This window comes from Amycolatopsis sp. EV170708-02-1, from assembly GCF_022479115.1.
GTDB lineage: Bacteria > Actinomycetota > Actinomycetes > Mycobacteriales > Pseudonocardiaceae > Amycolatopsis.
The window spans coordinates 7,928,506-7,953,522 of record NZ_CP092497.1 but is presented as its reverse complement, the minus strand read 5'-3'; the positions used below and the strand labels follow the sequence as shown (position 1 = coordinate 7,953,522).

Annotated in this window: 22 protein-coding genes; 12 read left to right on the top strand and 10 right to left on the bottom strand. The window is 69.9% G+C overall.

The window, feature by feature from the left end; all coding sequences use genetic code 11:
• The first annotated feature begins 36 nt into the window (after positions 1 to 36).
• Both MJQ72_RS35945 and moeZ read left to right on the top strand, forming a co-directional pair.
• Positions 37 to 1,203 (top strand): DUF3152 domain-containing protein, encoded by a 1,167-nt coding sequence (locus MJQ72_RS35945; protein ID WP_240595497.1) that lies wholly within the window; start codon positions 37 to 39, stop codon positions 1,201 to 1,203.
• 118 nt (positions 1,204 to 1,321) lie between these two features.
• Positions 1,322 to 2,500, top strand: coding sequence for an adenylyltransferase/sulfurtransferase MoeZ (gene moeZ / locus MJQ72_RS35940; RefSeq protein ID WP_016331501.1), 1,179 nt, complete (start codon positions 1,322 to 1,324; stop codon positions 2,498 to 2,500).
• Positions 2,501 to 2,904: 404 nt separating this feature from the next.
• Here the strand turns inward: moeZ and MJQ72_RS35935 are convergent, their stop codons facing one another.
• Positions 2,905 to 3,210 carry a hypothetical protein gene (locus tag MJQ72_RS35935; RefSeq protein ID WP_240595496.1) on the bottom strand — a complete coding sequence of 102 codons (306 nt, stop codon included), beginning with the start codon at positions 3,208 to 3,210 and terminating at the stop codon, positions 2,905 to 2,907.
• An 80-nt stretch (positions 3,211 to 3,290) separates the two neighbouring features.
• A complete protein-coding gene (locus MJQ72_RS35930; protein WP_240595495.1) occupies positions 3,291 to 3,872 on the bottom strand; it encodes a hypothetical protein in 582 nt (193 codons plus the stop codon).
• A gap of 105 nt (positions 3,873 to 3,977) precedes the next feature.
• Here MJQ72_RS35930 and MJQ72_RS35925 point away from each other — a divergent pair, with 105 nt between their 5' ends.
• The gene (locus MJQ72_RS35925; protein WP_240595494.1) at positions 3,978 to 4,775 is read left to right on the top strand and encodes a TIGR02569 family protein; all 798 of its coding nucleotides are present in this window, start codon (positions 3,978 to 3,980) and stop codon (positions 4,773 to 4,775) included.
• Position 4,776: 1 nt separating this feature from the next.
• Here MJQ72_RS35925 and MJQ72_RS35920 read toward each other — a convergent pair whose 3' ends face one another.
• Genes MJQ72_RS35920 through MJQ72_RS35910 form a run of 3 tightly spaced genes read right to left on the bottom strand, consistent with a single transcriptional unit; the run spans position 4,777 to position 8,237 of the window.
• Positions 4,777 to 7,020, bottom strand: a complete 2,244-nt coding sequence (locus tag MJQ72_RS35920; RefSeq protein WP_240595493.1) for an FtsX-like permease family protein — start codon at positions 7,018 to 7,020, stop codon at positions 4,777 to 4,779.
• Positions 7,017 to 7,697 (bottom strand): ABC transporter ATP-binding protein, encoded by a 681-nt coding sequence (locus MJQ72_RS35915; RefSeq protein WP_240595492.1) that lies wholly within the window; start codon positions 7,695 to 7,697, stop codon positions 7,017 to 7,019. Before MJQ72_RS35915 ends, MJQ72_RS35920 begins: the two co-directional genes overlap by 4 nt.
• 15 nt (positions 7,698 to 7,712) lie before the next feature.
• Complete coding sequence (locus tag MJQ72_RS35910) at positions 7,713 to 8,237, bottom strand: PadR family transcriptional regulator (RefSeq protein WP_240595491.1); 525 nt, start codon at positions 8,235 to 8,237, stop codon at positions 7,713 to 7,715.
• 317 nt (positions 8,238 to 8,554) lie between these two features.
• Between MJQ72_RS35910 and MJQ72_RS35905 the strand changes: the two genes are divergently transcribed.
• The 6 genes from MJQ72_RS35905 to MJQ72_RS35880 are packed head-to-tail and all read left to right on the top strand — an operon-like array spanning position 8,555 to position 17,384.
• A complete protein-coding gene (locus MJQ72_RS35905; RefSeq protein WP_240595490.1) occupies positions 8,555 to 10,624 on the top strand; it encodes a molybdopterin oxidoreductase family protein in 2,070 nt (689 codons plus the stop codon).
• Entirely contained in the window at positions 10,621 to 12,048 is a 1,428-nt protein-coding gene (locus MJQ72_RS35900; RefSeq protein ID WP_240595489.1) for an FAD-dependent oxidoreductase, read from the top strand. Before MJQ72_RS35905 ends, MJQ72_RS35900 begins: the two co-directional genes overlap by 4 nt.
• A 29-nt stretch (positions 12,049 to 12,077) precedes the next feature.
• Positions 12,078 to 13,436 (top strand): NarK/NasA family nitrate transporter, encoded by a 1,359-nt coding sequence (locus MJQ72_RS35895; protein ID WP_240595488.1) that lies wholly within the window; start codon positions 12,078 to 12,080, stop codon positions 13,434 to 13,436.
• Positions 13,436 to 15,940 (top strand): nitrite reductase large subunit NirB, encoded by a 2,505-nt coding sequence (nirB, locus tag MJQ72_RS35890; protein ID WP_240595487.1) that lies wholly within the window; start codon positions 13,436 to 13,438, stop codon positions 15,938 to 15,940. Before MJQ72_RS35895 ends, nirB begins: the two co-directional genes overlap by 1 nt.
• Positions 15,937 to 16,284, top strand: coding sequence for a nitrite reductase small subunit NirD (gene nirD, locus MJQ72_RS35885; protein WP_240595486.1), 348 nt, complete (start codon positions 15,937 to 15,939; stop codon positions 16,282 to 16,284). The genes nirB and nirD overlap by 4 nt, the downstream gene beginning before the upstream one ends.
• Positions 16,281 to 17,384, top strand: coding sequence for a uroporphyrinogen-III synthase (locus MJQ72_RS35880; protein WP_240595485.1), 1,104 nt, complete (start codon positions 16,281 to 16,283; stop codon positions 17,382 to 17,384). The genes nirD and MJQ72_RS35880 overlap by 4 nt, the downstream gene beginning before the upstream one ends.
• A gap of 77 nt (positions 17,385 to 17,461) precedes the next feature.
• On the opposite strand, the gene MJQ72_RS35875 is transcribed toward MJQ72_RS35880, so the two are convergent.
• The 3 genes from MJQ72_RS35875 to MJQ72_RS35865 all read right to left on the bottom strand — a co-directional run bounded on the left by MJQ72_RS35875 (position 17,462) and on the right by MJQ72_RS35865 (position 20,260).
• Entirely contained in the window at positions 17,462 to 18,643 is a 1,182-nt protein-coding gene (locus MJQ72_RS35875; RefSeq protein WP_240595484.1) for a kelch repeat-containing protein, read from the bottom strand.
• A 93-nt stretch (positions 18,644 to 18,736) separates the two neighbouring features.
• Entirely contained in the window at positions 18,737 to 19,855 is a 1,119-nt protein-coding gene (locus tag MJQ72_RS35870) for a DNA glycosylase AlkZ-like family protein (protein ID WP_240595483.1), read from the bottom strand.
• 9 nt (positions 19,856 to 19,864) lie between these two features.
• The gene (locus MJQ72_RS35865; protein WP_240595482.1) at positions 19,865 to 20,260 is read right to left on the bottom strand and encodes a DUF3224 domain-containing protein; all 396 of its coding nucleotides are present in this window, start codon (positions 20,258 to 20,260) and stop codon (positions 19,865 to 19,867) included.
• 60 nt (positions 20,261 to 20,320) lie between these two features.
• Between MJQ72_RS35865 and MJQ72_RS35860 the strand changes: the two genes are divergently transcribed.
• From MJQ72_RS35860 to MJQ72_RS35850, 3 genes are read left to right on the top strand one after another with little or no spacing between them, the layout of a single operon-like run.
• Positions 20,321 to 21,289, top strand: a complete 969-nt coding sequence (locus MJQ72_RS35860; protein ID WP_240595481.1) for a YafY family protein — start codon at positions 20,321 to 20,323, stop codon at positions 21,287 to 21,289.
• Positions 21,282 to 22,091 carry a uroporphyrinogen-III synthase gene (locus MJQ72_RS35855; RefSeq protein WP_240595480.1) on the top strand — a complete coding sequence of 270 codons (810 nt, stop codon included), beginning with the start codon at positions 21,282 to 21,284 and terminating at the stop codon, positions 22,089 to 22,091. The genes MJQ72_RS35860 and MJQ72_RS35855 overlap by 8 nt, the downstream gene beginning before the upstream one ends.
• Before the next feature lie 54 nt (positions 22,092 to 22,145).
• Complete coding sequence (locus tag MJQ72_RS35850) at positions 22,146 to 23,435, top strand: sensor histidine kinase (protein WP_240595479.1); 1,290 nt, start codon at positions 22,146 to 22,148, stop codon at positions 23,433 to 23,435.
• 366 nt (positions 23,436 to 23,801) lie between these two features.
• Here MJQ72_RS35850 and MJQ72_RS35845 read toward each other — a convergent pair whose 3' ends face one another.
• Entirely contained in the window at positions 23,802 to 24,629 is an 828-nt protein-coding gene (locus MJQ72_RS35845; RefSeq protein ID WP_240595478.1) for a siderophore-interacting protein, read from the bottom strand.
• 14 nt (positions 24,630 to 24,643) lie between these two features.
• A complete protein-coding gene (locus tag MJQ72_RS35840; protein WP_240595477.1) occupies positions 24,644 to 24,967 on the bottom strand; it encodes an MGMT family protein in 324 nt (107 codons plus the stop codon).
• Positions 24,968 to 25,017 lie beyond the last annotated feature (50 nt).

Genomic DNA, 25,017 nt, shown 5'->3' with positions numbered 1-25,017 from the left:
ACAACATCACAGTTCGGTTATGGCACCCTGGTGCGCGTGGATCGGGTAAAGCAAGGCGCGCAGGGCGAAGGTCGGCGGTCTCAGTACTCCGCATCCGCCCGCCGTCCGCCGCGTGCCCAGCCCCGGTCTTCGGACGTGCCGCGCACGGGCCAGTACCGGCCGACGCCGCCGCCGTCGCAGCGGCTCGACGAGGACCGTTACCGTCCCGGCGGCCGCCGGACGAGCGCCCAGCCGCTCAGCGCGTCCTGGAAGCCGCACGAGGCAGGCAAGGTCAAGGCCAAGGCTGCCAAACGCAAGGGCGGTATCGGCCAGTTCGCCAAGACCTATGGCTGGCGCGTGTACGCGCTGCCGATCCTCGTGGTGATCACCGCGCTGGTCGTGTTCAACACCGCAACCGGCCCGGCCGAGCCGATCGCCACCGACGGGCCCGGCCTCACTTCCGCCGACGGTTCCGCGGGCAACGGCGGCGAGCCGGGCGCGGGCGTCGACGGCGGGGGCGAAGTCCTCCCCGAGAACCCGGCCAAACCGATCGACCTCAAGATCCCGACCGCCGACCTGCCCAAGGGCGGCCCCTTCACCGAGTCCGGCAAGGGCACCTATCACGTGGTGCCGGGCAAGGGCGAGAAGGTCGGGACGGGGCAGCTGTACACGTACACCGTCGAGGTCGAGGACGGCATCGACCAGGCCAGCTACGGCGGTGACGACAGCTTCGCCACGATGGTGGAGGCCACCCTGTCCAATCCCAAGAGCTGGACGTGGGACGGCAAGAAGGCGCTTCAGCGCGTCGACGCGAGTTTCCCGAACCCCAGCTTCCGGGTGAGTCTCACCACACCGAACACGACGCATCGCGCGGACGTCTGCATGTTCCAGATCACCTACGAGACCTCGTGCTACCGCGCGAGCTTCGACAAGCGCGTGGTGATCAACCTCGCCCGCTGGGTGCGGGGGGCGATGGCCTTCGAGAGCGACATGACCGGGTATCGCCAGTACGCCATCAATCACGAGGTCGGGCATGCCCTGGGCGGAAAGCACCAGGGCTGCAAGGAGAACGGCGGGATCGCGCCGGTGATGATGCAGCAGACGTTCGGCGTCTCCAACGACTTCGTGGCGCAGCTGAACAATCTCCCCGGCGGTGACCGCGGCAAGGTGCCCGCGGACGGCAAGGTCTGCAAGCCGGGCTCCTGGCCGAATCAGGCACCTTAGTCCAAGCCGTCTCACCTGCTGGAACATCCCAGGATATGAAACAGGGGAAGTCGTTTCCGCCTGTCCGTGTTGTAGATACTGGGATGCGACCCGCGATCCACGCGAGATGGAGGACCCGATGTCAGGCACGCTGCCGCCGCTCGTAGAGCCGGCCGCCGAGCTCACCAAGGAAGAGGTGGCCCGGTACAGCCGTCACCTGATCATCCCGGACGTCGGGGTGACCGGGCAGAAGCGGCTGAAGAACGCCAAGGTGCTGGTCATCGGTGCCGGTGGCCTCGGCAGCCCCGCGCTGCTGTACCTGGCCGCGGCCGGGGTCGGCACGCTCGGCATCGTCGACTTCGACGAGGTCGACGAATCGAATCTGCACCGCCAGGTCATCCACGGACAGTCCGACATCGGCAAGCTCAAGGCCGCGTCGGCGCAGGAGACGATCGCCGAGATCAATCCGTTCGTGAAGGTGCACCTGCACACCGACCGGCTCGAATCGTCGAACGCGCTCGAACTGTTCGAGCAGTACGACCTGATCCTCGACGGCACCGACAACTTCGCGACGCGGTACCTGGTGAACGACGCCGCCGTGCTCACCGGAAAGCCCTACGTGTGGGGCTCGATCTACCGGTTCGAGGGCCAGGCGAGCGTGTTCTGGGAGGACGCGCCGAACGGCAAGGGCCTCAACTACCGCGACCTCTACCCCGAGCCGCCGCCGCCCGGCATGGTCCCGTCGTGCGCCGAGGGCGGCGTGCTGGGCGTGCTGTGCGCGTCGATCGGCTCGATCATGGTCAACGAGGCGATCAAGCTGATCACCGGTATCGGTGAGCCGCTGCTGGGCAGGCTCGTCAGCTACGACGCGCTGGAGATGAAGTACCGCGAGGTCAAGATCCGCAAGGATCCGGAGACCCCGAAGATCACCGAACTCATCGACTACGAAGCGTTCTGTGGTGTCGTGTCCGACGAAGCCGCTTCGGCCGCTTCGGGAAGCACGATCACTCCGGCGGAGCTCAAGGCCAAGTTCGACAACGGCGACAACTTCGCCCTCATCGACGTCCGCGAGCCGCACGAGTACGAGATCGTGAACATCAAGGGCGCGACGCTCATCCCGAAGGACAAGATCCTCTCGGGCGAGGCGCTTTCGGAACTGCCGCAGGACAAGCCGATCGTGCTGCACTGCAAGTCGGGCGCGCGTTCGGCGGAGGCGCTCGCGGCGTTGCACAAGGCCGGGTTCAAGGACGCGACCCACCTCGGTGGCGGCGTGCTGGCCTGGGCGCGGCAGATCGACCAGAGCCTGCCGACCTACTGAGGTTTTGCGCGTGAAGGCCTCCTTCTCTCGGCTCAGTCGAGGGGAGGGGGCCTTCACGCGCGAGTGGTAGCAAAGGTCCCTTGCTCTCTTTTTGCAGGTCGGCGCGGTGACTGTGTGGGTTTCGGGTCATCTGACGCACCAAGATCCACACGGTCGGTAGGTGTCGTCACGCGGAGTGCGGGGTGTGTGGAAATGGGGACACTGGATGTCCCTATTTCCACACACCTCCTGCTCGCCGTGCCCGTGGTAGCAAAGGTCCCTTGCTCGCTTTGGTCTTGGCCCCTTGTGGATGGGCACTTCGGGCAATGCCGTGAAGGCCTCCTTGCCTACCCTGAAGGTAGTGAAGGGGGCCTTCATGTACCTAGGCAGCGGGTTGGTAGCAAAGGTCCCTTGCTCCTCGGGCGTCAGTAGCCGAGCGACCGGCCCACGAAGATCGCCCGCACGAAGGCCGTGAACCCCGCCAGGACATCGGTCCGGTTCCCGCCGCGCGACTTCGGCACGGCGGCGATGATCTCGGCGTCGGTCAGCGGATGGGTCTTCCCCGCCAGTTCCCGTAGCTCCTCGGGTTTCCAGTTGTGGTTGCCCGCGACGTGTACCGACAGCGCGCCGCGTCGCTGGACGAACTCGATCCGCTCGGCGTCGCGCCGCACGAACTCGCCTTCACCGACCTGGGTGCACGTCGCGTTTTCGAGGCGCCAAGCGGTCTTCACCGCTGTCTCGCAGCTCTCGACGACGTCGGTCGCGAAGGTCCAGACGGGCGAGATCCACAGTTGAGGCGCGTACTCGACGATCAGCGAACCGGAGTCTTCGGTCGTCTTGGTCGGGAGCCGATGCGCGCCGAGGTCCGCGGCGAGGGTGCGTTCGTGCGGGACGCCGGTCGCGGCGAGGCGCCGCGCGGGGTGTCCGGAGGCAGCGACGCGGGGACGGTGATCCCGCCCGCGACCAGCGCGACCAGAAGGAACCCCGCCCCTGCCCGGACGCCGAGTCCCCGCGCGAACAGGCCCGCGACGAGCAGCACCGGCACCCCGAGGAACGGCACCGCGAACCAGGGATCGAACGCCTCCGCCACCTCCAGCACGAAGATCGCACCGAAGACACCGGAAATCCCGGTCACGAAAGCCCACGCCAGCCGGGGCCAAGGCTTCGCGACGGCCGGAAAGGCCTCTGGCGCCGCGAAACCGACGAGGTAGACCACCCCGATCGACACGAGCGGAACCGGCAACGCGATCCAGGGGACGTGCAGGAACGCGGCGAGCGGGAGCAACAGGCCCACGGTGACCGCGCCCAGTGTTCCGAGCAGCCACAGTGAACCGAGTGCGAGGGCGGTGAGTTGCCCGTCGGTGAGGCGGCGCTGCGCCGTTCGGGGGATCACGGTCGAAGAATGGCAGGTCAGAAGCGATCGTGTCTTGAGTATCGCTACTCAAGACCAGCGCGTCTTCTCGTTCGTGGCGCGGAAGACGGGGTAACGTGCCGAGCCGTGCGTGCCACCCTTGAGAGCCCTCCGGAACACGTCTGTTCGGCGTTCGGCGGACGTACCGGTGACGCGGAACCGATGCCCGGCACCGATTCCTGGCGTTACAACGATCTCGTGCTCAAGCCGGTCGTGGACAAGTCGCGGACCCTGTGGACGGCCAGGGCGCTGGAAGCCGTCGACGAGCCGGGGCTGCGGGTCGCGAAGCCCGTCCGGTCCAGTGACGGTCGTTGGGTGGTCGGCGGCTGGTCGGCGAACCGGTTCGTGTCCGGCACGGCCGAGCATCGCTACGACGAGGTCGTGCACGCGGCGGTCAAACTGCATCGCGCGACGGCGGGCCTGCCCCGGCCGGATTTCCTGGGACGGCGCACCGATATCGAGGCGCTGGCGGACAAACTCGCCTGGGGCGAGGCGGACATGTCCCTCGACGAGAACAAGGGCGGCCGCTGGTTCGAGGTGCTGGCGGGATCCCGAAGACCGGTCAAACTGCCGGACCAGGTCGTCCACGGGGAGCTTCTCGCCGGCGTGCTGTTCGACGGCGACGCGGCCCCCGGCATCGTCGATTTCGTGCCGTACTACCGGCCCGGTGAATGGGGCGCCGCGATCGTCGCGGTCGACGCGCTGGCCTGGGGCGGCGCCACCATCGATCTTCTCGAACGCTGGGCGCATCTGCCCGAATGGCCTCAGCTTCTCCTGCGCGCCGTGCTCTTCCGCCTTGCCGCCAACGCCCTCGACCCGCGGTCGACCCGGGCGGCGCACGACGGACTCCGTGCCGCCGCCCGGGACGTGAGCGCCGTGCTGTAGGTCACTCGGTGCGCAGGTTCTCCGTCTTCGCCGCCGAGCGAACGGACGGCACCGTCGACGCCGTCACCAGCAGCACCATCACGACGGCCGCCGCGGCGAGCAGCGCGACCGCGGACCAGTCGACATACAGCCCGTCCCGGAACAGCCGCTTGCCCAGCGCGGCGACGGCGATCCCGGTCCCTGTCGCGATCACGATGCCCAGCAGCAGCGGAATCCCGTTCTGCCACAGCAGGGACCGGACGATCACGCGCACCGGGACGCCGGTGGCGGACAGTGCGCCGAGCGCCCGCCGCCGTTCACGGACCTGTTCCTGGGCGAGCACCAGCAGGCTCACCGCGGCCAGCAGCAGAACGCACAGCGCACCGCCGAGCAGGATGTCCCGCGCGTCGCCGAACATCCGGGCCTCGGTGGAGGCCCGCTCCCCGTTGAAGGCCGCCACGGTGACCTGTCCGCTGTACGGCGCCACCGAGTTCCGCACCAGTTCGGTGAAATCCGGATTCCCGGTCGTCCCGCGCAGGCTCACCGTGACCGACGCGGCGGCCAGGTCGACACCCGTCATCGCGGCGGGCGTCGCGAGCACGTGCGGTCCCAGTAGCTCGGCCATTCCCGATGGTTTCGCTTCGAGCGGTCGCGGCTCGGCGGGAACGGTCCATGGCTGCTCTCGTTTGCCGTCGTCGGTGATCTTCATCGACTGTCCTTTATGGACGAAGGACGGGGTGGCGAACACGTCGCCGTCGCGGCAACCGGTCGCGGTGGTGGCCGCCTCGATCGTGGCGCAGTCGGCGACGGCGAACTGGACGAGCGTGCCGTCCCCGCGAATCGAGTCGACGAACATCGAGCGTATGGCCTGGAAGTCGGCCGCGCCGGGGACCGCGCGGACCGCGGCGATCGCCCGATCGGCCGCGGCACCGTCCGCGTACACGGTGATCCGGCCCGCCGTCTCGTCCTGGCGACCGGCCTCCATCACGGCCTGTCCCGCCAGGAGGCTCTGCAGCGCGATCGCCCCGGCGAGCACCACGCAGAGGCCCGCGACCACCCGTGACGGGGTCCCGCTGTCGCTCTGCAAACGGCGGATCGCGAGCTGGAACGACGGCGGCCCGCCCTTGACCCGGGAGACGACGCGTTCCAGCAGCCACGGCAGCAGCGCGGGAATCCCGAGCATCAGCAACACCGCGCCGCCGATCAGCGCCCAGCGGCCGAGTTCGCTCGCGACGCCGAGATCCGGGGCGATCAAGAGGATCCCGACGACGACCGGCAGCAGCCGCCACCACAACCGGCGCTTCGGCGGCGCGGTCTCACGGACGACTCCGAGCGGCTCGACGACCGTATGCCGCTGGGACGCCCAAGCCGTCGCCACGGTCAGGGCCGGGACCGCGAGCACGATCAGCACCACCAACGGCCACGACGGCGTCAGATCCTTCGGGTACACCCCGAACCGGAACACCTGGAAGTCCGCCACCGCGCCGCGGAAGAGCAGGAACAACGCGGTCCCCGCGACGAGCCCGGCCAGCGCGCCCACGAGGGATTCCGCGGCGGTGATCCGGCGCAGCTGCGCGAGGGACGAACCCGCCAGTCGCAACGCGGCGAGCCGCCGGTCCCGGGCGGCACCGCCGAGCCGCGAGACCGTCCCGACGAAGATGAACACCGGCGTGAGCAGGACGAAGAGACCGAGCAGCAGGAGGATCAGGATCCCGTTCTCGATCATGTCGTGGTACCCGGGTTCGGCGCCGAAGCCGTAGATCGCGTGTCCGTCCCGCAGCGCGTCCGTGCCGACGTAGGCGATCAGGTCGCCGGGGTTGAGCGTGGTCTCCGCGGCGATGAGTCCGACCGGCTTGCCGGGCAGACGAGGCCGCAGCAGGCCGCTGGTGTCGGAAGCGACGAGTTCGTCCAGTTTCGGCGAAAGGAAGACCTCGCCCGGTGCGGGCAGCCGGTCCACGCCCGGCGGGATCGGGGAATTCGGCCCCGTGGCCCGCAGATGGACGAGCGAGATCGCGTGACCGCGGAAATCGGTCGTCGTCGCCCTGTAGTCCAGTGGCGCGACACCCGGGATCGGTTCGCCCCGCACGGAAGCGGCGAACGTCCGCTGGTCCCGGTTCTCCTTGATGGTGCCCGCGGAGGCACCGATCAGCAGGATCGCCACCGCCAGGCCGATCCCGGCGGTGCTCAGGACGAGCCTGACGATCGAGCCCCGGCCGCCCCCGACGGCCAGCCGGAACCCGAGCATCAGGTCTTCGCGTCCGGTCATCGGGTCACCACCGGTTCCCGTGTCCGGCCGTCGCGCACGATGACCTCCCGATCGGAGTAAGCGGCCACCCGCGGTTCGTGGGTGACCAGGACCACGGCGGCGTCGGTCTGTTTCGCCGCCTCGGACAGCAGGCGCATGACCAGTTCTCCGCTGAGCGTGTCCAGCGCGCCGGTCGGTTCGTCGGCGAAGATCACCGACGGTTCGGTGACCAGCGCCCTGGCCATCGCGACCCGCTGGCTCTGCCCGCCCGAAACCTGGCCGGGGGTGCTGTCGTCGGTGTCGCCGACCGCCAGCCGGTCGAGCCAGCCGCGCGCGATCCGCTCGGCGGGGCGGAGCCTCATCCCGCTCAGCCGCAGCGGCAGCGCGACGTTCTCCAGGCAGGTCAGCTCCGGCACGAGCTGCCCGAACTGGAAGACGAAACCGAATTCGGTGCGCCGCAGGGCACTGCGTTCGGCGTCGGACATGCTCGCGAGGTCACGCCCGCGGAAGAGGACCTGCCCCTCGTCGGGCCGGACGATCCCGGACAGGCAGTGCAGCAGGGTCGACTTCCCGGACCCGGACGGCCCCATGACCGCGACGATCTCGCCGGGTTCGAGCGTCAGCCCGGCCCCGGCCAGCGCCCGATTCGGGCCGAAGGCCTTGTGCAGGCCGAGCCCGTGTAACAACGGTGTTTCCACTGTGTGGTCCCCAGATCAGCGCGCCAGCTGGCGCGCGAGGTCGTCGAGGCGGGCCGCGGTGAGCTCCAGCCACCGCAGATCCGCTTCCAGGTGGAACAGCGCGTGGTCGCAGATCAGCTGGTCGGCGAGGTCGCCGTCGGTTTTGCGGGCGGTGAGCTCGCGCATGGCGCGCAGGTGGGAGCTCCGCTGCGCGTCGAGCAGATCCTGGGCGCCGCGGCCGGACAGGAGCGCGAGCACGACCTTGGTGTAGAGCGTGTTCTGCAGGTAGACCGAGGGGCTTTCCGGGCTTTTCAGCCATTCTTCGACGTTGGTGACGCCGGCGTCGGTGATCGCGTACCGCTTCCGGTCCGGACCGCCGCCCGCTTCGACGCCGTTCTCCTCGACGAGGCCGTTCTTCAGGAGCCGGTTCAGCGTCGAGTAGACCTGCCCGTAGTGCAGTGGGCGGTCTTGGCGGAACTGCTTGTCGTAGAGCTGTTTGAGGTCGTAACCGTGCTTCGGGCCGGCTTCGAGCAGGCCGAGCAGCGTGTTCCCGATGGACATGCGGGCGACTATACACACGATCTATACATCGAGTGTATAGCTGCTGAAGGGGCCTTTCCCCGCAATTCATGCTCACGCGGTGAAGGGTCCCTTCGGCCCCTTGGGCCCGCGCCGCGTCTAAAAGGTGTCGCGAAAGCCACTTTCGGGACATCTGACGTCCCGAAAGTGGCTTTCGCGACGTCCCGGGCCGCCTCGCCGACCTCACGGTGTGACGTCCATCGTCGGCGGGCAATGTCAAACGCCTGAAACATTCAGGAGTTTTCAGGTAACACGACCTACCTACCTTCAAGCGCTATCGACGCCTGGAGGAGGTGCCCGTGCCGCTCGCCGCCCCCACCGTGACCGCGGTGGACACGCACTGCCCGTACTGCGCCCTGCAGTGCGGGATGAGCCTCGACGGCGCCCGGGTCGCCCCGCGCGACTTCCCGGTCAACGCCGGCGGCCTCTGCCAGAAGGGCTGGACGTCGGGGGAGCTGCTCACCTCGCCGTCCCGCCTGACGACACCGCTGATCAGGGTCGACGGCGAACTCCGGCCCGCGAGCTGGCCGCAGGCGCTCGACCTCGTCGCCAGGCGGCTCACCGAGATCCGCGCGGCCAAGGGCGCCGACGCGGTCGCCGTCTTCGGCGGCGGTGGGCTGACCAACGAGAAGGCGTATCTGCTGGGGAAATTCGCGCGGATCGCGCTGGGCACCTCGCAGATCGACTACAACGGCCGGTTCTGCATGTCGTCGGCGGCCGCCGCCGGGATCAAGGCGTTCGGCGCCGACCGCGGCATGCCGTTCCCGGTCACGGATCTCGCCGACGCCGACGCGGTCCTGCTGATCGGCGCGAACCCGGCCGAGACGATGCCGCCGTTCACCCAGCACCTGCGGGGCGCGGACCTCATCGTCGTCGACCCGCGCCGGACGCCGACCGCCGAACTGGCCGGACTGCATCTGCAACCCGCGCCGGGCACCGACCTCGCGCTCGCGCAAGGCATCCTGCACGCCGTCGTCGCCGACGGCCTGCTCGACCAGTCCTATGTGGACACGCGCACGAACGGTTTCGAGGAGCTGTGGCGGTCGGTCGCGGCCTGGTGGCCGGAGCGCGTCGAGCAGATCACCGGCGTCTCGGCCGCGGACCAGCGCCGCGTCGCCGCCAAGCTCGCCGCGGCCCGCAACGCCTACGTCCTCACCGCGCGAGGCACCGAACAGCACGCCAACGGCACCGCGATGGTCAACGCCTGGATCAATCTCTCGCTCGCCCTCGGCCTGCCCGGACGCAAGGGATCGGGCTTCGGCTGCCTGACCGGGCAGGGCAACGGCCAAGGCGGTCGCGAGCACGGGCAGAAGGCCGACCAGCTGCCCGGCTACCGCAAGATCGACGACCCCGCGGCCCGCGAGTACGTCGCCGGGGTCTGGGGTGTGGCGCCGGAATCCCTGCCGGGGCCGGGCCGTTCGGCCGTCGAGCTGCTGGAGGCGCTCGGCACCGAAGACGGGCCGAGCGCGCTCATGGTGTTCGGCAGCAACCTCGTCGTTTCCGCGCCCGGCGCCGGGAACATCCAGGACAAGGTGTCCTCTTTGGACTTCCTGGTGGTCTCGGACCTCGTCCTCTCGGAGACGGCGGCGATGGCCGACGTCGTCCTGCCGGTCACCCAGTGGGCCGAGGAGGACGGCACGATGACCAACCTCGAAGGTCGGATCCTCCTGCGGCGCAAGGCGATCGATCCGCCGTCCGGCGCGAAGACCGATCTCTACGTGCTTTCCGAGCTCGCCCGCCGGTTCGGCCAGCCCGACGGCAGGTTCCCGACGGACGCCGAGACCGTCTTCACCGAGCTCCGCCAGGCGTCCAAGGGCGGCGTCGCCGACTACTCGGGCATCACCTACGACCGGCTCCGCGACGGCGAGGCCCTCTACTGGCCGGTCCCGGCGGAATCGCATCCCGGCACGCCGCGGATGTTCCTCGACCGCTTCGCCCACCCGGACGGCCGCGCGCGGTTCGTGCCGGTGGACCACGTCGGCCCCGCCGAGGTGCCCGACGCCGAATTCCCCTTGCAGGCCACCACCGGCCGGGTCCTGCAGCACTACCAGTCCGGGGCGCAGACCCGGCTGGTCAAGGAACTCAACGACGTCGTGGCGGAGGCCTTCGTGGAAGTTCATCCCGACACCGCTGCTCGCGCGGGACTGGCCGAGGGCGACCTCGCCGTCGTGCGTTCCCGCCGCGGGGAGACCGTCGCCCGTGTCCGCTGCGTGGCGTCGCTGCGCCCCGACCTGGTGTTCCTGCCGTTCCACTTCCCCGGCGAGGGCCGGGCGAACCTGCTGACCAACCCGGCGCTCGACCCGACGAGCCGGATGCCCGAGTTCAAGGTGTGCGCGGTCGCGCTCGCCCCGGCCGAGGCCGCCGCGTGAGCCCCCGGTCGGTGGTCATCGCCGGATACGGGATGGCGGGCGCGCGGCTCGCGGACGAGATCCAGCGCCGCGATCCCGAAGGCGAGCGGGTGCGGCTCACGGTCGTCGGCGCGGAGGAGCACACGGCCTACAACCGGGTGCTGCTCTCGTCGGTGGTCGCCGGCACCATGCGGCCCGAGGCCGTCCGGCTGCACGACGACGAATGGCCGTCCCGTACCCGGGCGGATCTGCGCCGGGGTGTCTCCGCGACGTCGATCGACCGGGACGCGCGGCGGATCCACCTCGACGACGGGTCCACTGTGGACTACGACGCGCTCGTGCTCGCCACCGGCGCCAACCCGTGGATGCCGCCGGTCGAAGGGCTCGAACCCGGCCCGGACGTCGTCGCGTTCCGCACCCTCGACGACTGCGCGCGCATTCTCGACGCCGCCAAACTGGGCGCGCCGGTGGCCGTCCTCGGCGGCGGGTTGCTCGGCCTGGAGGCCGCGCGAGGCCTCGCCGGACGCGGGAACCTCGTCACCGTCGTGCACCCGATGCCGCACATCATGGAACGTCAGCTGGACGCGGAATCGGCGCGAGTGCTGACCAGGAAACTCGAAGAACTCGGCGTCGCCTTCCGGCTCGGTGTCGGGGCCGCGCGTTACGTCAGCGGCGACGGGCTCAAACTCGACGACGGCACGCATGTGCCCGCCGATCTCATCGTCGTCTCCACCGGCGTCCGGCCGGAGACGAAACTGGCCGTGGACGCCGGGCTGACCGTCGAAGGCGGCATCGTCGTCGACGATCTGCTACGCACCAGCGACGGCCGGATCCACGCGATCGGCGACTGCGCGAAGCATCCGGGCGCGTTCGGCGGTCTCGTGCAGCCCGCGTGGGAACAGGCCGCCGTCGTCGCGGATCTGGTCACCGGCGCGAAATCCGCCTCGCGCTACCGCGGCACCCAGGCGGTGACCCGGCTCAAGGCGCGCGGCATCGACCTCACCGCGCTCGGCGAGACGATGACCGGCGCGGACGACCCGACCGCCGAAGTGCTCACCTTCAGCGACCCGGCGGGCTGCCGCTACGGCAAGCTCGTCATCCGCGAGAACCGCGTGGCCGGCGCGATCCTGCTCGGCCTGCCCGACGCGGCCGCGACGATCACGCAGCTCTACGACCGGGGTACGCCGGTACCCGAAGACCGGCTGGCTGTCCTTTTAGGACGATCCCTGCCGCCCGGGGCGCCATCGGCGGCGAGCCCGGCCGATCTGCCCGCGTCGGCGGTCATCTGCCGCTGCAACGCGGTGACCAAGGGACGGCTCGTCGAAGCGTGGCGCGGCGGCGCCACCGACGTCCCCGCCCTCGCCGGGGCGACCCGCGCGACGACCGGCTGCGGCGGCTGCAAGGACGCCGTCGGCGGGGTCGCGAAATGGCTGGCCGCCCAGTGAACCCGAACGCATCCACCAAGGAGGACCTCATGCACGCTCGTGGAAAGCGCTGGATCGAGCACTGGGATCCGGAGAACGAGCAGTTCTGGGAGGAGACCGGGAAGAAGGTCGCCCGGCGGAACCTCTGGTTCTCCATCCTGGCCGAGCACATCGGCTTCTCCGTCTGGACACTGTGGTCGGTCATGGTCCTGTTCATGGGCCCGCAGTACGGTTTCTCCGCCGCCGACAAGTTCCTGCTGGTCTCGACGCCGACGCTGATCGGTGCGCTGATGCGGCCGCTCTACACCTTCGCGGTGGCGCGGTTCGGCGGCCGGAACTGGACGATCGTCAGCGCGCTGCTGTTGCTGGCGCCCACGATCCTGGCGGCGATCGCCATGCAGCCGGGCACTTCGCTCGGCACGTTCCTGCTGATCGCCGCGCTCGGCGGGGTCGGCGGCGGGAACTTCGCGTCGTCGATGACCAACATCAACGCGTTCTACCCCGAGAAGCACAAGGGCTGGGCGCTCGGGCTCAACGCGGGCGGCGGGAACCTCGGTGTGGCGGCGATCCAGCTGATCGGCCTGCTGGTCATCGGGACCGTCGGCGCCACCGCGCCGCGGGTGGTGCTCGCGATCTACATCCCGCTGATCGTGGTCGCGGCGGTCTGCGCGTACTTCTACATGGACAACCTCGCTTCGATGAAGAACGACACCAAGGCGATGCGCGAGGTCGTCAGGGATCCGCACACCTGGGTGATGTCGTTCCTGTACGTCGGCACGTTCGGTTCGTTCATCGGGTACAGCTTCGCTTTCGGCCTCGTGCTGCAGAACCAGTTCGGCCGGACCCCGCTGCAGGCGGCCGCGGTGACCTTCCTCGGCCCGCTGCTCGGCTCGTTCTCGCGGCCGACCGGCGGCTGGCTGGCCGACCGGATCGGCGGCGGCAAGATCACCTTCGTGACGTTCGTCGGCATGGCCGCGGCGACCGTGGTGCTGATCCTCGCGTCGACGTCGAACTCGCTGGCGCTGTTCACCATCGCGTTCATCGTGCTGTTCGTGCTCACCGGGATCGGCAACGGCTCGACGTACAAGATGATCCCGGCGATCTTCCGGGCCAAGGCGAAGGTCGCGATCAGCGAGGGCGCCGACGAGACGCTGGAGATGCTCAAGGCCCGCAAGCTCTCCGGGGCTCTGATCGGGCTGGCCGGAGCGATCGGCGCGCTCGGCGGGTTGTTCATCAACCTGGCCTTCCGCCAATCGTTCGCGGACACCAAGAGTGGGGTGCCGGCGTTCATCGCCTTCCTCGTCTTCTACGGGCTGTGCTTCGCCGTCACGTGGGCGGTGTACCTGCGCAAACAGCAGTCGGAGGTGGCGAGCACCCGAGGTCTGGCGCTCGCCGGAGCGGAGGTCTGATGCGGAAACTCGTCGTCGTCGGACATGGCATGGTCGCGCACCGGCTCGTGGAGGCCGTGCGCGCGGAGGACAAGACCGGCCAGTGGCAGGTCGTGGTGCTCGCCGAGGAGGCGCGTCCCGCGTACGACCGGGTCGCTCTGACGTCCTATGTGGACACCTGGGATCCGGCTTCCCTCGCTCTGGAAGGCGCGGACTACGCGGGCGATCCGCTGGTCGAGCTTCGGCTCGGCGACACGGTCGCTTCGGTGGATCGCGAGCGCAAGATCGTCGTCACCGAAGCGGGGCACGAGCAGCCGTACGACACGCTCGTCCTCGCGACCGGTTCGCGGCCGTTCGTCCCGCCGGTGCCGGGTCATGACCTCCCCGGCTGCTTCGTCTACCGGACGATCGAAGACCTCGACGCCATCCGGGAGGCCGCTCAGCGGCCCGGGCGCGGACGGCGTTCGGCGGTCGTCATCGGTGGCGGGCTCCTGGGGCTGGAAGCGGCGAAGGCGTTGCGGGACATGGGGCTTTCGCCGCACGTGGTCGAGATGGCGCCGCGCCTGATGCCACTGCAGGTCGACGAGGGCGGCGGCGGCCTGCTCCGGCGGCTGATCACCGACCTCGACGTGACCGTCCACACGGGAACGTCGACCGACGCCATCGAGCCGGACGGCGAACGCTACATCGCGAAGCTCGGCAACGGCACCGAGCTCGACGTCGACCTGGTCGTGTTCTCCGCCGGTATCCGGCCGCGTGACGATCTTGCCCGCTCGTCCGGGCTGGAAGTCGGTGCGCGGGGCGGGATCCTGGTCGACGACACCTGCCGGACGGCCGACCCCGCCGTGTACGCGATCGGTGAGTGCGCGGCCGTGGACGGCAAGGTGTACGGCATCGTGGCGCCCGGGTACGCGATGGCCGAGATCGTCGCGGCGCGGCTGACCGGCGGCGAGGGCACGTTCCCCGAGCCGGACATGTCGACGAAACTCAAGCTCATGGGCGTCGACGTCGCCAGCTTCGGCGACGCGCACGCGGCGACCGAGGGCGCGCTGGAGGTCGCGTTCAACGACGCCGTCGCCGGGACGTACAAGAAGCTGGTCGTCTCAGACGACTCGAAGACGCTGCTCGGCGGGGTGCTGGTCGGCGACGCGAGCGAGTTCAACACCCTGCGCGCGATGGTCGGCAGGCCGTTGCCCGCCGAACCGGGCGCGATCCTCGCCCCGGCCGGTGGCGGGGCGGCGGTCGGGGTCGACGCGCTGCCGGACGCCGCGCAGATCTGTTCCTGCAACGCGGTTTCCAAGGGCGCGATCACGCACGCGATCACCGAAGAGGGCTGCGATTCGGTCGCCAAGATCAAGGGCTGCACCCGGGCGGGCACGGCCTGCGGATCGTGTGTCCCGCTGCTGGGCAAGCTGCTGACGGCGTGCGGTGTCGAGCAGTCGAAGGCGTTGTGCGAGCACTTCACCCAGTCGCGGGCGGAGCTGTTCCAGATCCTCCAGGCCACGCGGATCACCACGTTCAGCGAGATGATCGACCGCTACGGCACCGGAACCGGCTGCGCGATCTGCAAACCGGCGATCGCGTCCATCCTGGCCACGCTGGGCAACGGGCATATCCTCGCCGGCGAGCAGGCGACCCTGCAGGACACCAACGACAAGTTCCTGGCGAACCTCCAGCGCAACGGCACCTATTCGGTGGTGCCGCGGATCCCCGGCGGCGAGGTCACGCCGGAGAAGCTCATGGTGATCGCGCAGGTGGCGATGGATTTCGGGCTGTACACCAAGATCACCGGTGGCCAGCGGATCGACCTGTTCGGCGCCACCGTCGACCAGCTTCCGCTGATCTGGCGGCGGCTCGTCGACGCCGGGTTCGAGTCGGGGCACGCGTACGGGAAGTCGTTGCGCACGGTCAAATCCTGCGTGGGTTCGACGTGGTGCCGCTACGGCGTGCAGGACAGTGTCGGGCTCGCGATCGAGCTGGAGCTGCGTTACCGCGGCCTGCGTTCGCCGCACAAGCTGAAGTCGGCCGTTTCGGGTTGTGCGCGGGAATGCGCGGAGGCGCGGAGCAAGGACTTCGGTGTCATCGCCACCGACAAGGGCTGGAACCTCTACGTCGGCGGGAACGGCGGCGCGACCCCGCGGCACGCGGATCTGCTGGTGTCCGAAGTGGACACCGAGACGCTGATCCGGACGATCGACCGGTTCCTGATGTTCTACGTCCGCACGGCCGACCGCCTGCAGCGCACCGCGCCGTGGGTCGAGGAGATGGAAGGCGGTCTCGACCACCTGCGCGCGGTGATCGTCGACGACAAGCTCGGCATCTGCGAGGATCTCGACGCGGCGATGGCCAAACACGTCGGCGACTACGCCGACGAATGGCGCGGCGTGCTGGAGGATCCGGAGAAGCTGGCGAAGTTCAGCTCGTTCGTCAACGCGCCGGGCACACCGGATCCGACGATCTCGTTCCGCACCGAACGCGACCAGAAAGTGCCCGTGCTGCTGGGCATCCCGGAGGTGAAACAGTGACGACGTCGATCGAGCGCACCTGGACCGCCGTCTGCGCGGCGGGCGCCGTCCCCGAATGGTCCGGTGTCGCGGCCCTGCTCGAAGGCGGGACGCAGGTGGCGATCTTCCGGCTCCCCGGCGACCGGTGGCACGCGTTGTCCAATGTGGACCCGATCAGTGGTGCGGCGGTGCTTTCGCGAGGCATCGTGGGCGACGCGGGCGGCGTCCCGGTGGTGGCTTCGCCGGTGTACAAGGAACGCTTCGATCTGCGGACCGGTGAATGCCTCGACGCCGAAGGTGTGTCGGTCGCGGCGTATCGGGTCCGGGTGACCGGGGGTGTGGTGGAGGTGGAATTCTCGCCGTGACAGAAGTCCTTCCCCTGGCGGGATTCGTCATCGGGATCACGGCGGCGCGGCGGGCTGACGAGCTCGGCGCGCTGTTCGTGCGCAAGGGCGCGACCGTGCGCTACGGCCCGGCGATCCGGATCGTGCCGCTCGCCGACGACACGGAGCTGCGGTCGGCCACCATGCGCCTGCTGGAAGACCGGGTCGACGTCGTCGTCGCGACGACCGGGATCGGCTTCCGCGGCTGGGTCGAGGCGGCCGAAGGCTGGGGGCTGGGGGAGGAGCTGCTGGGCAGGCTGGGGAAGTCGGCGCTGCTCGCGCGCGGTCCGAAGGCCAAGGGCGCGATCCGCGCAGCCGGGCTCTCGGAGGACTACTCGCCCGCCTCGGAGAGCAACGCCGAGGTGCTGAGACATCTGCTCGATTCCGGTGTGGACGGTCAGCGGATCGCGGTGCAGCTGCACGGCGAGCCGCTTCCGTACTTTGTGGACAGTCTGCGCTCCGCGGGTGCCGAAGTGATCGAGGTGCCGGTGTACCGGTGGGTCGGGCCTGCCGATCCGGGACCGCTGGACCGGCTGCTGGACGGCGTCGTCGACGGTTCGGTGGACGCGCTGCCGTTCACCAGCGCGCCCGCGGCCGCGTCCATGCTGGCGGTGGCGAAGCGGACCGGGCGGCTGCCGGGAGTCGTTCGGGCACTGGAGAAACGGGTCGTGGCGGCCTGCGTCGGGCCGATCACCGCGGCGCCGCTGGCCGCGCTGGGCATCCCGACGGTGCAGCCCGCGCGGTCGCGGATCGGGGCGCTGGCGCGGACGGTGTCCGACGCGCTCGAATCCCGTTCGCCGAGGCTGACCGCCGGCGGGCGGAGTATCGAACTACGCGGTCAGGCAGCGCTGGTCGACGGGCAGTGGTGCGACATCGCGCCCGCGCCGATGGCCGTACTGCGGGCGCTGGCGGAATCGCCGGGGCGGGTGTTCTCCCGGCGTGAGCTGGTCTCGGCGTTGCCCGACGGCGGCGAGGAACACGCCGTCGAAACCGCCATCGGCCGCCTGCGGAATTCCTTGGGTACGCCGAAACTGGTCCAGACGGTGGTGAAACGCGGCTACCGCCTGGCCGTCGACCCCTGACGCCCGCGTTTCGTCCTCTGAATGCGGTCCTTGCGCGTGCAACTACCGCATTCAGAGGACGAAATGCGGGGGGTGGGTCACGGGGTGAAGAGGTCGGTTTTGGTGATGAGGACGTGGTTGCCGTCCGGGCCGGCGTTGGCCAGCACGGCGGCGCCGCCCGCGATGAGGACGCGGCCGTCGGCGAGTTTGACCGCGCCGAATTTCGCCCTGCCGATGGTGAGCCCGAGCAGCGGCCCCCATCGCCCGGTCGCGGGGTCGAAGATCTCGGAGTTCTGGTAGCCGGCGTCGTATCCGCCGTATTCGAGGCCGCCGATGGCCAGTACCTTGCCGGAGTCCAAGCGCACCAACCGGAATTCGTCGCGCGGGATCTGCATCGCCGCCGTGTCGGTCAATTTGCCGGTGGCCGGGTCGTAGCGTTCGGATTCGCCGAGGCTGAACGGCGCGTAGTTCCAGTTCTGCGGGCCACCGGTGTGGCCGCCGGTGAGCAGCACGGTCCCGTCGGCGAGCGCGACCATCTGCGCGCCGACCCGGGGCCGTCCCGGTTCGAGCGGGACCGGGGTGCCGATCGGCGTGGTGGGGCTCCACGTGCCGGTGACCGGGTCGTAGAGCTCGCAGAAGCTCAGGCCGACGAGGTCGCCGCCGGTTTCGACGAGGCCCGCCGCGACGAGCACCTTGCCGTCCGGCAGCAGTACCGCGGGGAACGCCGCCCTGGCGTGGATCATCGGCGCGGTTTCGGTCCAGGTCCCCGTCGCCGGGTCGTAGATCTCCGCCGCGGCGATCACGAGGGAATCGAGCGACGGCAGTTCGCTCCCGCCGCCCATCACGAGCACCCGGCCGTCCGCCAGCGCGATCGCGTGATGGTTGCAGCGAGGGGTGCGCATCGAGCCGGTCGGACTCCAGGCCCCGGTCGCCGGGTCGAAGACCTCCGCGGAGGCGAGGATGTTGGGCGAGGTCGACGGATGGCCGTGGAAACCGCCCGCCGCCAGCACCTTGCCGTCCGGCAGGACGGTCAGCGAATGCAGGCGCCTGCTGGTCGCGAGCGATCCGGTGACTGTCCATTGGCCACTGGCCGGGTCGTAGAGCGCGGCGTCGGCGTACGTCACCGCGCCGCGGTTGTTGCCACCGCCCGCCGCGAGGACGCGTCCGTCCCGCAGCAGGACCGGGCCTTCGTTCATGCCGTCCCATTGGCGCGCCCAGGGCAGGTCGCCGGTGGCCGCCCAGCCGCTCGCGATCGTCCGGGGTTCCGTCTGTGTGCTCATGTCCCCGACGGTCGCCGCCGTGATCCCCAGCGGCAAGCGGTTGCGCGATGGCCTACCTCTTGGGCACCCGGAATGGGGCCGATCGGACCGCCCTCAGGACCAGGTGACGCGGTGGTCGGGGAATTCCCGGGCGCCGGCGACGCGGGCCGCCTCCTCCTCGGCCGCCTTCCGGACGGCCGGGCGGAGGGTGTCGAACGCGGTGACGGTGAAGTCGAGCCGCTTCTTCCCGCTCGCCTTGGCCCGCCACACACCGGCGATCTCGCCGTCGGCCAGCAGCGCGCCGGGACTGCCGAGGATCTTCCAGACCTCCTTCTGCCGGGCCTTTTCCGGCACCAGCACGGCGCGGTCGCGTGCCTGGACGAACGGGTCGAGCGGCGGCAGCAGGCGCACCACGTCCGGCTCCGGCGGATTCTCCAGCAGCGCCACCCGGTCTTGCGGCAGGAAGGCCTTCTTGCCGTCGACGCGGACCTCGGCCAGTCCGTCCGGCCACATCGCGTCGACCCCGGTGCGGGTCGTCCCGACGTAGGCGGCGGCGTCACCGGGAGCGGCGGGACCGTTGATCCGCAGGTATCCCTCGACCACGCGGGTGGCCGCCTTCGCGTCCGGCGACGTCTTGAGCCTGCCCCGCTTTTCCAGTGGTGCCAGCGTCGCCGGTGTCGCGCCCGCCTCCAGCCGGACCCCGGCGTGGATCGACGCGACCCGCATCAGCTGCTCGTAGATGTGCACGACACCGCAGCCGCGGCAGGCGTACGACAAGCCGCCGGGGATCCGTTTCGTGACCGCGCCGCTCACCGTGCCCTTGGTCTGCGTACCGGTGACGACCTCGCGGATCGCCTTCGCCGCGGTGAACAGCGCGTCCGTCGCGGACATGCCCGCGTCGTCGACCTGCTTGCGCTGCCACAGGATCCTGGCCATCGCGTCCTTCTCGTCGAGTGGCACGAGAGCGGCCCGGATCGCGTCCAGCTCCGCGCGGCGGTGGAAATGCGGCGCGCCGCGATGCGTCCACGCGAGCACGAAACGTTCGTCGTCCCAGACACCGGGGGTGATGTCGCCGTCGATCCGGGCGGCGAGGCCCAGCAGGGCGGTGTCCCGGACGGAATCCTGCAGCCCGAGGTCGAACACGGCCGCCGCGGCCGGATCCGTCTCCTCACGGTGCAGCCCGTGAGCGGCGATCCGGTACGCCAGCACCTGCTTGCGATCGACCTCGAGCACTTGTCCTCCTTAGAGCGAGTAGTCCAGCGTGTACGACATCGTCGGCTCGCCGAGGGTGCCGGTAGTGGTGCCGCTGCCGGTGATCCCGGCGAGTTCACCCGTTCCGGAGCCTTCGACCACCGTGAACGCCGACGTGATCCCCTGCGTGTCGAACCCGGTGTCGTGCTTGATCACGAAGCTTCCCTTACGGCCGTCCACGCTGCCTTCGATCCGTTCGAGGCCGGGAGAGGTCGTGCCGCCGCCGTCGTAGCCCTCACCCGCGTAGTACAGCAGGTAGTCGAGGACCGACTCGCCTTCGATCAGCCCGCTGTAGGTGAGCGTGGCGTGCGCGTAGGCGACTCGCGGCGCGCCTTCCGCGCCGCTGACGACGGATTCTTCCCAGTTCTTCATGGCGAACGTGTTCATGGGTTCACCCTGTCAGCCATACCTGTCAGGATGTGTCAGGTTTTAGGGGATACTGGCTTCATGCGCGCGAGCAGGCTCCTGTCGGTCCTCCTCCTGCTGCAGAACCGCGGCCGGATGACGGCCGAGGAGCTGGCGGCCGAGCTGGAGGTGTCGGTCCGGACGGTGTACCGCGACGTCGAGGCGCTGTCCGCGGCCGGCGTGCCGGTGTACGCCGATCGCGGGCGCACGGGCGGATATCAGCTGGTCGACGGCTATCGCACGCGGCTGACCGGGCTGACCGAGGAGGAGGCGCAATCGCTTTCGCTGGCCGGCCTGCCCGGCGCGGCCACCGAACTCGGGCTCGGCGCGGTCCTCGCCGCCGCGCAGCTCAAACTGCACGCGGCCATGCCGTCGGAGCTGCGTGCCGGGGCGGGCAAGATCTCCGAACGGTTCCACCTGGACGTCCCGGGCTGGCATCGCGGGATCGAAAGCCTGCCGCGGCTGTCCGAACTGGCCGACGCGGTCTGGCACGGGCGGCGCGTCAAGGTCCGGTACGAACGCTGGGGGCAGCGGAAGGTCGACCGGGTCCTCGACCCGCTGGGCCTGATCCTCAAGGCGGGCAACTGGTATCTCGCGGCGCGATGCGACGGGACTGACCGGACATACCGGATCTCCCGTATCGAAGAGCTGGAAGATCTCGGCGAGACCTTCGAGCGGCCGTCGGACTTCGACCTCGCGCGCTACTGGCAGGAATGGTCCGAGCAGTTCGAAAAGCGGATGTACTCACGGACGGCGGTGGTGCGGCTGAACGAGTTCGCCCGCATACTGCTGCCGTTCTACCTCGGGGCCGTCGGAGCCCGGGCGTTGCGGGAAACAGCCGCGGAGCCGGACGAAAACGGCTGGCTGACGATGGAACTCCCCGTGGAACCGGGAGAATCGGCCGTCGGCGAGCTACTGAGGTTCGGCGGGAACCTCGAAGTACTCGAACCGCCGGAGCTGCGCGAGCGGCTGGCGGAGGAGATCGGGAAGATGGGCGCGGTTTATGGCTGACCTGGACGGCATCACGATCGGGATCACCGCGGAGCGGCGGGCCGACGACTTCATCGGCGCGCTGACCCGGCAGGGCGCGACGGTGCTGCACGCGCCCACCATCCGGATCGTCCCGCTGCCCGACGACACCGAACTGCGCGCGGCGACGGACGCTGTACTCGCCGGGCCGGTCGGGTTCACCGCCGTCACCACCGGCGCCGGATTCCGTGGCTGGCTTTCGGCGGCCGAAGGCTGGGGATTGCGCGAGCCGTTGCTGGAACGGCTGGCGGCGTCACGGATCTTCGCGCGCGGGCCGAAGGCGGTGGGCGCGGTGCGTGGTTTCGGCCTCCGGGAGGAGTTCTCCGCGCCCGAGGAGAGCAACGCCGAACTGTTCGAAGGATTGCGCGACGCCGGGGTTCGCGGCGAACGGGTCGCCGTCCAGCTGCACGGCACCTTGTTGCCCGAACTCACCGCGTCGCTGCGGGACGCGGGCGCGGATGTCGTCCAGGCGCAGCCGTATCGCTGGCTTTCGCCCGCGGACGTCGCCCCTGTGCACGAACTCGTCGAAAGCGTGATCGCCGGACGCGTGCACGCTTTGGCCTTCACCTCCGCTCCGGCGGCGGCGAACCTGCTGACGCTGGCGGGCCCGCGCCGCGAGGAACTCCTTGCCGCGCTGCGAGGTCCGGTGCTGTGCGCGTGCGTCGGACCGGTGACCGCGGCGCCGCTGGAAGCCGCCGGGGTGCCGACCGTGCAACCGGAACGTCAGCGACTCGGCGCGTTGGTCAAACTTCTCGTCGCGGAACTGCGCATTCGGCCGTCTTGACGCGGGAAGTCCGCTTTGCCAGGCTCGACACATCGGACGCGGGGAGGGCGGCGGATGTCCGAGTCTCAATCGGTCACGTTCGTGCGCGCGATGTTGCGGAAGGGCTCTTCGGTACTGAGCGCGAGCCCGGCCGACGAAGCACCCGACCCGGATTCGGTGCCGGACTGGCGTTATCGCGAGGACTCCGCGGACACGCTGCTGATGCGCGCGATCCGCTACTCCGCGCTCGGCCCGATCTTCTACCGCGTGGCCGCGTTTCCGAAGGTGTACATCGGTTTCCTGGTCGCGAACGGGTCGGCGGGGATCGTGCCGGTGCTGAGCACGGCGATCCTCGGGACGCTGCTCAACGTCTTCGCGGTGTGGTGGGTGGTGCGCGGCCGCGGGATCCGGGCGAAGACGTCCGGACGGCTGATGTACGCGGATCTCGCCGTGGGTGTGGTGCTCACGACGATCGTGGCCGTCGCGGCGCCCACCGAGATCCAGCCGTTCGCCGTCGATGTCGCGTGGACGTGGATGGTCGGGACGGTGGCGTTGTGGACACTGTCGTTCGGGCTGCCCGCCGCTTGCCTGCTGGTGATCGCGGCCGTGCCGTTCCGGGCCTTCCTGACCTGGGCGGGCGGGCTCCCGCTCGACCATCCGCTCGCGATGAGCCGGTCGGTGGGGTGCATGGTCGCGCTCGTCGTGGCGATGGTGACCACGGCCGGGATCCTGATCCTGCTCGGTGTCGGGACCCGGTTCGCGCTGGGCATCGGGATGCGCCGGGGGCAGCGCGCCGAACGCCTGCGGACCCAGCGGGTGATGCACGATTCCGTGCTGCAGACGTTGGAAGCGATGGGGCTCGAAGCGCCGGACGACGATTCCGCCGCCGCGGAACGGCTCGCGGAGATGCGCGCGACGGCGCGGGCGCAGGCCGCCGAACTGCGCCGCGAACTGACCGGCCCAGACGCGCCTTCGGCCCGGGGCCTCGCGGCGGACCTCGCCGAGGTCGCCACCGAAATGGCGCGCGACGGCCTCCGCACCCAGCTCGTCGCCGCCGAGACCGAAGAGGACTACCGCCTCTCGCACGCGCGCCGGACCGCCATCCGAGACGCCGTCCGCGAAGCGCTCCGAAACACCGTAAAGCACGCCGGGACGAAACAGGTCGTGCTTCGCGTCGAGGAGTGCGAAGGCGGCGTCGCGGTCATCGCGCGGGATCAGGGGACCGGCTTCAGCATGCTGGACCGGCCGCCGGGCTTCGGGATCAGCCAGTCGATCATGGCGCGGCTGGCGGAGGTCGGCGGGCGGGGGACGATCGATTCGCATCCGGGGCGGGGGACGCGGGTGACGCTTTGGGTGCCGCACTGAGGGTGGGCTGGGGTGCGCCTTGAGGGAGGCAGAGTCCGTGAGGGCCTCCTTCCCTACTCTCAAGGTAGTGAAGGAGGCCCTCACGGACTCCCGGCGGCGTGTGGGGAGCAGGGGACCTTTGCTCTCGTTTGGTTAGCATGGCTACGTAAGTGGTAGCAAAGGTCCCTTGCTCTCTTTCTGCAGGTCAGCGCCTTGATGGTGCGGGTGCCGATGTCTCAAAGGGGGCCTTCAGGACGTCCAACGTCCCAAAGGTGGCCTTCAGGACATGCCGCGGGTAAGCCGCAGGGCGAGAGTGCGCCCAATGTGGCATTGGGGACGCTCAACGACCCCAATGCCACATTGGGCGCACTGAACCGGGAGAAGCCCTCAGTCCTCCTCGGAGGGAGCTTCGCCGGCCTCCGCCTGCCGCATCGCCTCGCGCCCAGCGGCCTCTTCGCTGACCCCCTGCCGCCAGTACCCCGTGAAGCAGATCGCCCGCTTGTCGATCCCGCGCTCCCGTACGAGGTGCCGCCGCACCAGCTTCACCATGTTCGCCTCGCCGGAGATCCACGCGTAGGCCGTCCCGCCCGGCAGCTCCGCCTTCCGCACGGCCTCCAGTACGGCTTCGCCGACGGCGCCGGAGCCCCGGACCACCCAGTGCAACTCCACGGTCCCCTGGGTGTCGAAGACCTGCCGGTCTTCGCGATCACTGATCTCGATGTAGACCAGCGCTCGCGTCCCGGCGGGCAGCGCTTCGACGATCGCGCCGATCGCGGGGATCGCGGTCTCGTCTCCGACCAGCAGCTGCCAGTTCGTCTCCGGGGGCACGTCGTAGAGCCCGTGCGGCCCCAGGAACGCGACCCTGTCGCCCTCCGAAGCGCGCGAAGCCCACGCGGAGGCGGGGCCTTCGTCGCCGTGCAGCACGAAGTCGATGTCGACCTCCTGCACCGACGGACGCAGCGCGCGCACGGTGTACGTGCGCATCGCCGGGCGGACGTCGTCGGGCATCGCGAGGTAGGTCCGGTACCAGGACAGCACTTCGTCGCCGGCCAGCGGCGCGGGCAGCACGGGTTCCGCCTGGCCGGGCTGCGGGAAGAACACCTTCAGGTACTGGTCGGGCGCGTGGTCCACCAGCGACGCCCCCGAGAAGGTCACCCGGCTCATATGCGGGGTGAGCCGCCGGACACCAGTCACCTTCGCCTCGATGTAACTCATTAGGCGAGGCTAACCTAAAAGAGAGCGCCGGGACCAGCGTCGTCGTCGGGATCACGTTGCCACCGGTATTTTCGCAGGTCGACGCGCTGGCCGTCGGCCATGACACCTTCCGCGCGCAGCCGTTGCAGCTGCTCGTCGACCAGATGCGGAGCAGGCGTCCCGTCGGCCCGCAGAATGCGGTGCCAAGGCAGATCGTGGCCGTCCTCGCCGAGGATCCGGCCGACCAGCCGCGGCGACGGCGCGCCCGAAACCGACGCTATATCCCCATAAGTCGCGACCGAGCCGGCGGGCACGCTCGCGATGACCTCGCGCACCCGCTCGTGCAGTTCGTCATCCATGGGACCACTTTGCCGTGCCGCTGCGAGGTTGTGTCGGCGGGGCGTGGTTC

Bases quoted from the DNA above. Each gene is read 5' to 3' on its own strand.
- moeZ (WP_016331501.1), top strand. From the start codon at position 1,322: ATGTCAGGCACGCTGCCGCCGCTCGTAGAGCCGGCCGCCGAGCTCACC.
- MJQ72_RS35920 (WP_240595493.1), bottom strand. From the start codon at position 7,020: ATGACCGGACGCGAAGACCTGATGCTCGGGTTCCGGCTGGCCGTCGGG.
- MJQ72_RS35910 (WP_240595491.1), bottom strand. From the start codon at position 8,237: ATGTCCATCGGGAACACGCTGCTCGGCCTGCTCGAAGCCGGCCCGAAG.
- MJQ72_RS35895 (WP_240595488.1), top strand. From the start codon at position 12,078: ATGCACGCTCGTGGAAAGCGCTGGATCGAGCACTGGGATCCGGAGAAC.
- nirB (WP_240595487.1), top strand. From the start codon at position 13,436: ATGCGGAAACTCGTCGTCGTCGGACATGGCATGGTCGCGCACCGGCTC.
- MJQ72_RS35875 (WP_240595484.1), bottom strand. From the start codon at position 18,643: ATGAGCACACAGACGGAACCCCGGACGATCGCGAGCGGCTGGGCGGCC.
- MJQ72_RS35865 (WP_240595482.1), bottom strand. From the start codon at position 20,260: ATGAACACGTTCGCCATGAAGAACTGGGAAGAATCCGTCGTCAGCGGC.
- MJQ72_RS35860 (WP_240595481.1), top strand. From the start codon at position 20,321: ATGCGCGCGAGCAGGCTCCTGTCGGTCCTCCTCCTGCTGCAGAACCGC.
- MJQ72_RS35855 (WP_240595480.1), top strand. From the start codon at position 21,282: ATGGCTGACCTGGACGGCATCACGATCGGGATCACCGCGGAGCGGCGG.
- MJQ72_RS35850 (WP_240595479.1), top strand. From the start codon at position 22,146: ATGTCCGAGTCTCAATCGGTCACGTTCGTGCGCGCGATGTTGCGGAAG.
- MJQ72_RS35845 (WP_240595478.1), bottom strand. From the start codon at position 24,629: ATGAGTTACATCGAGGCGAAGGTGACTGGTGTCCGGCGGCTCACCCCG.
- MJQ72_RS35840 (WP_240595477.1), bottom strand. From the start codon at position 24,967: ATGGATGACGAACTGCACGAGCGGGTGCGCGAGGTCATCGCGAGCGTG.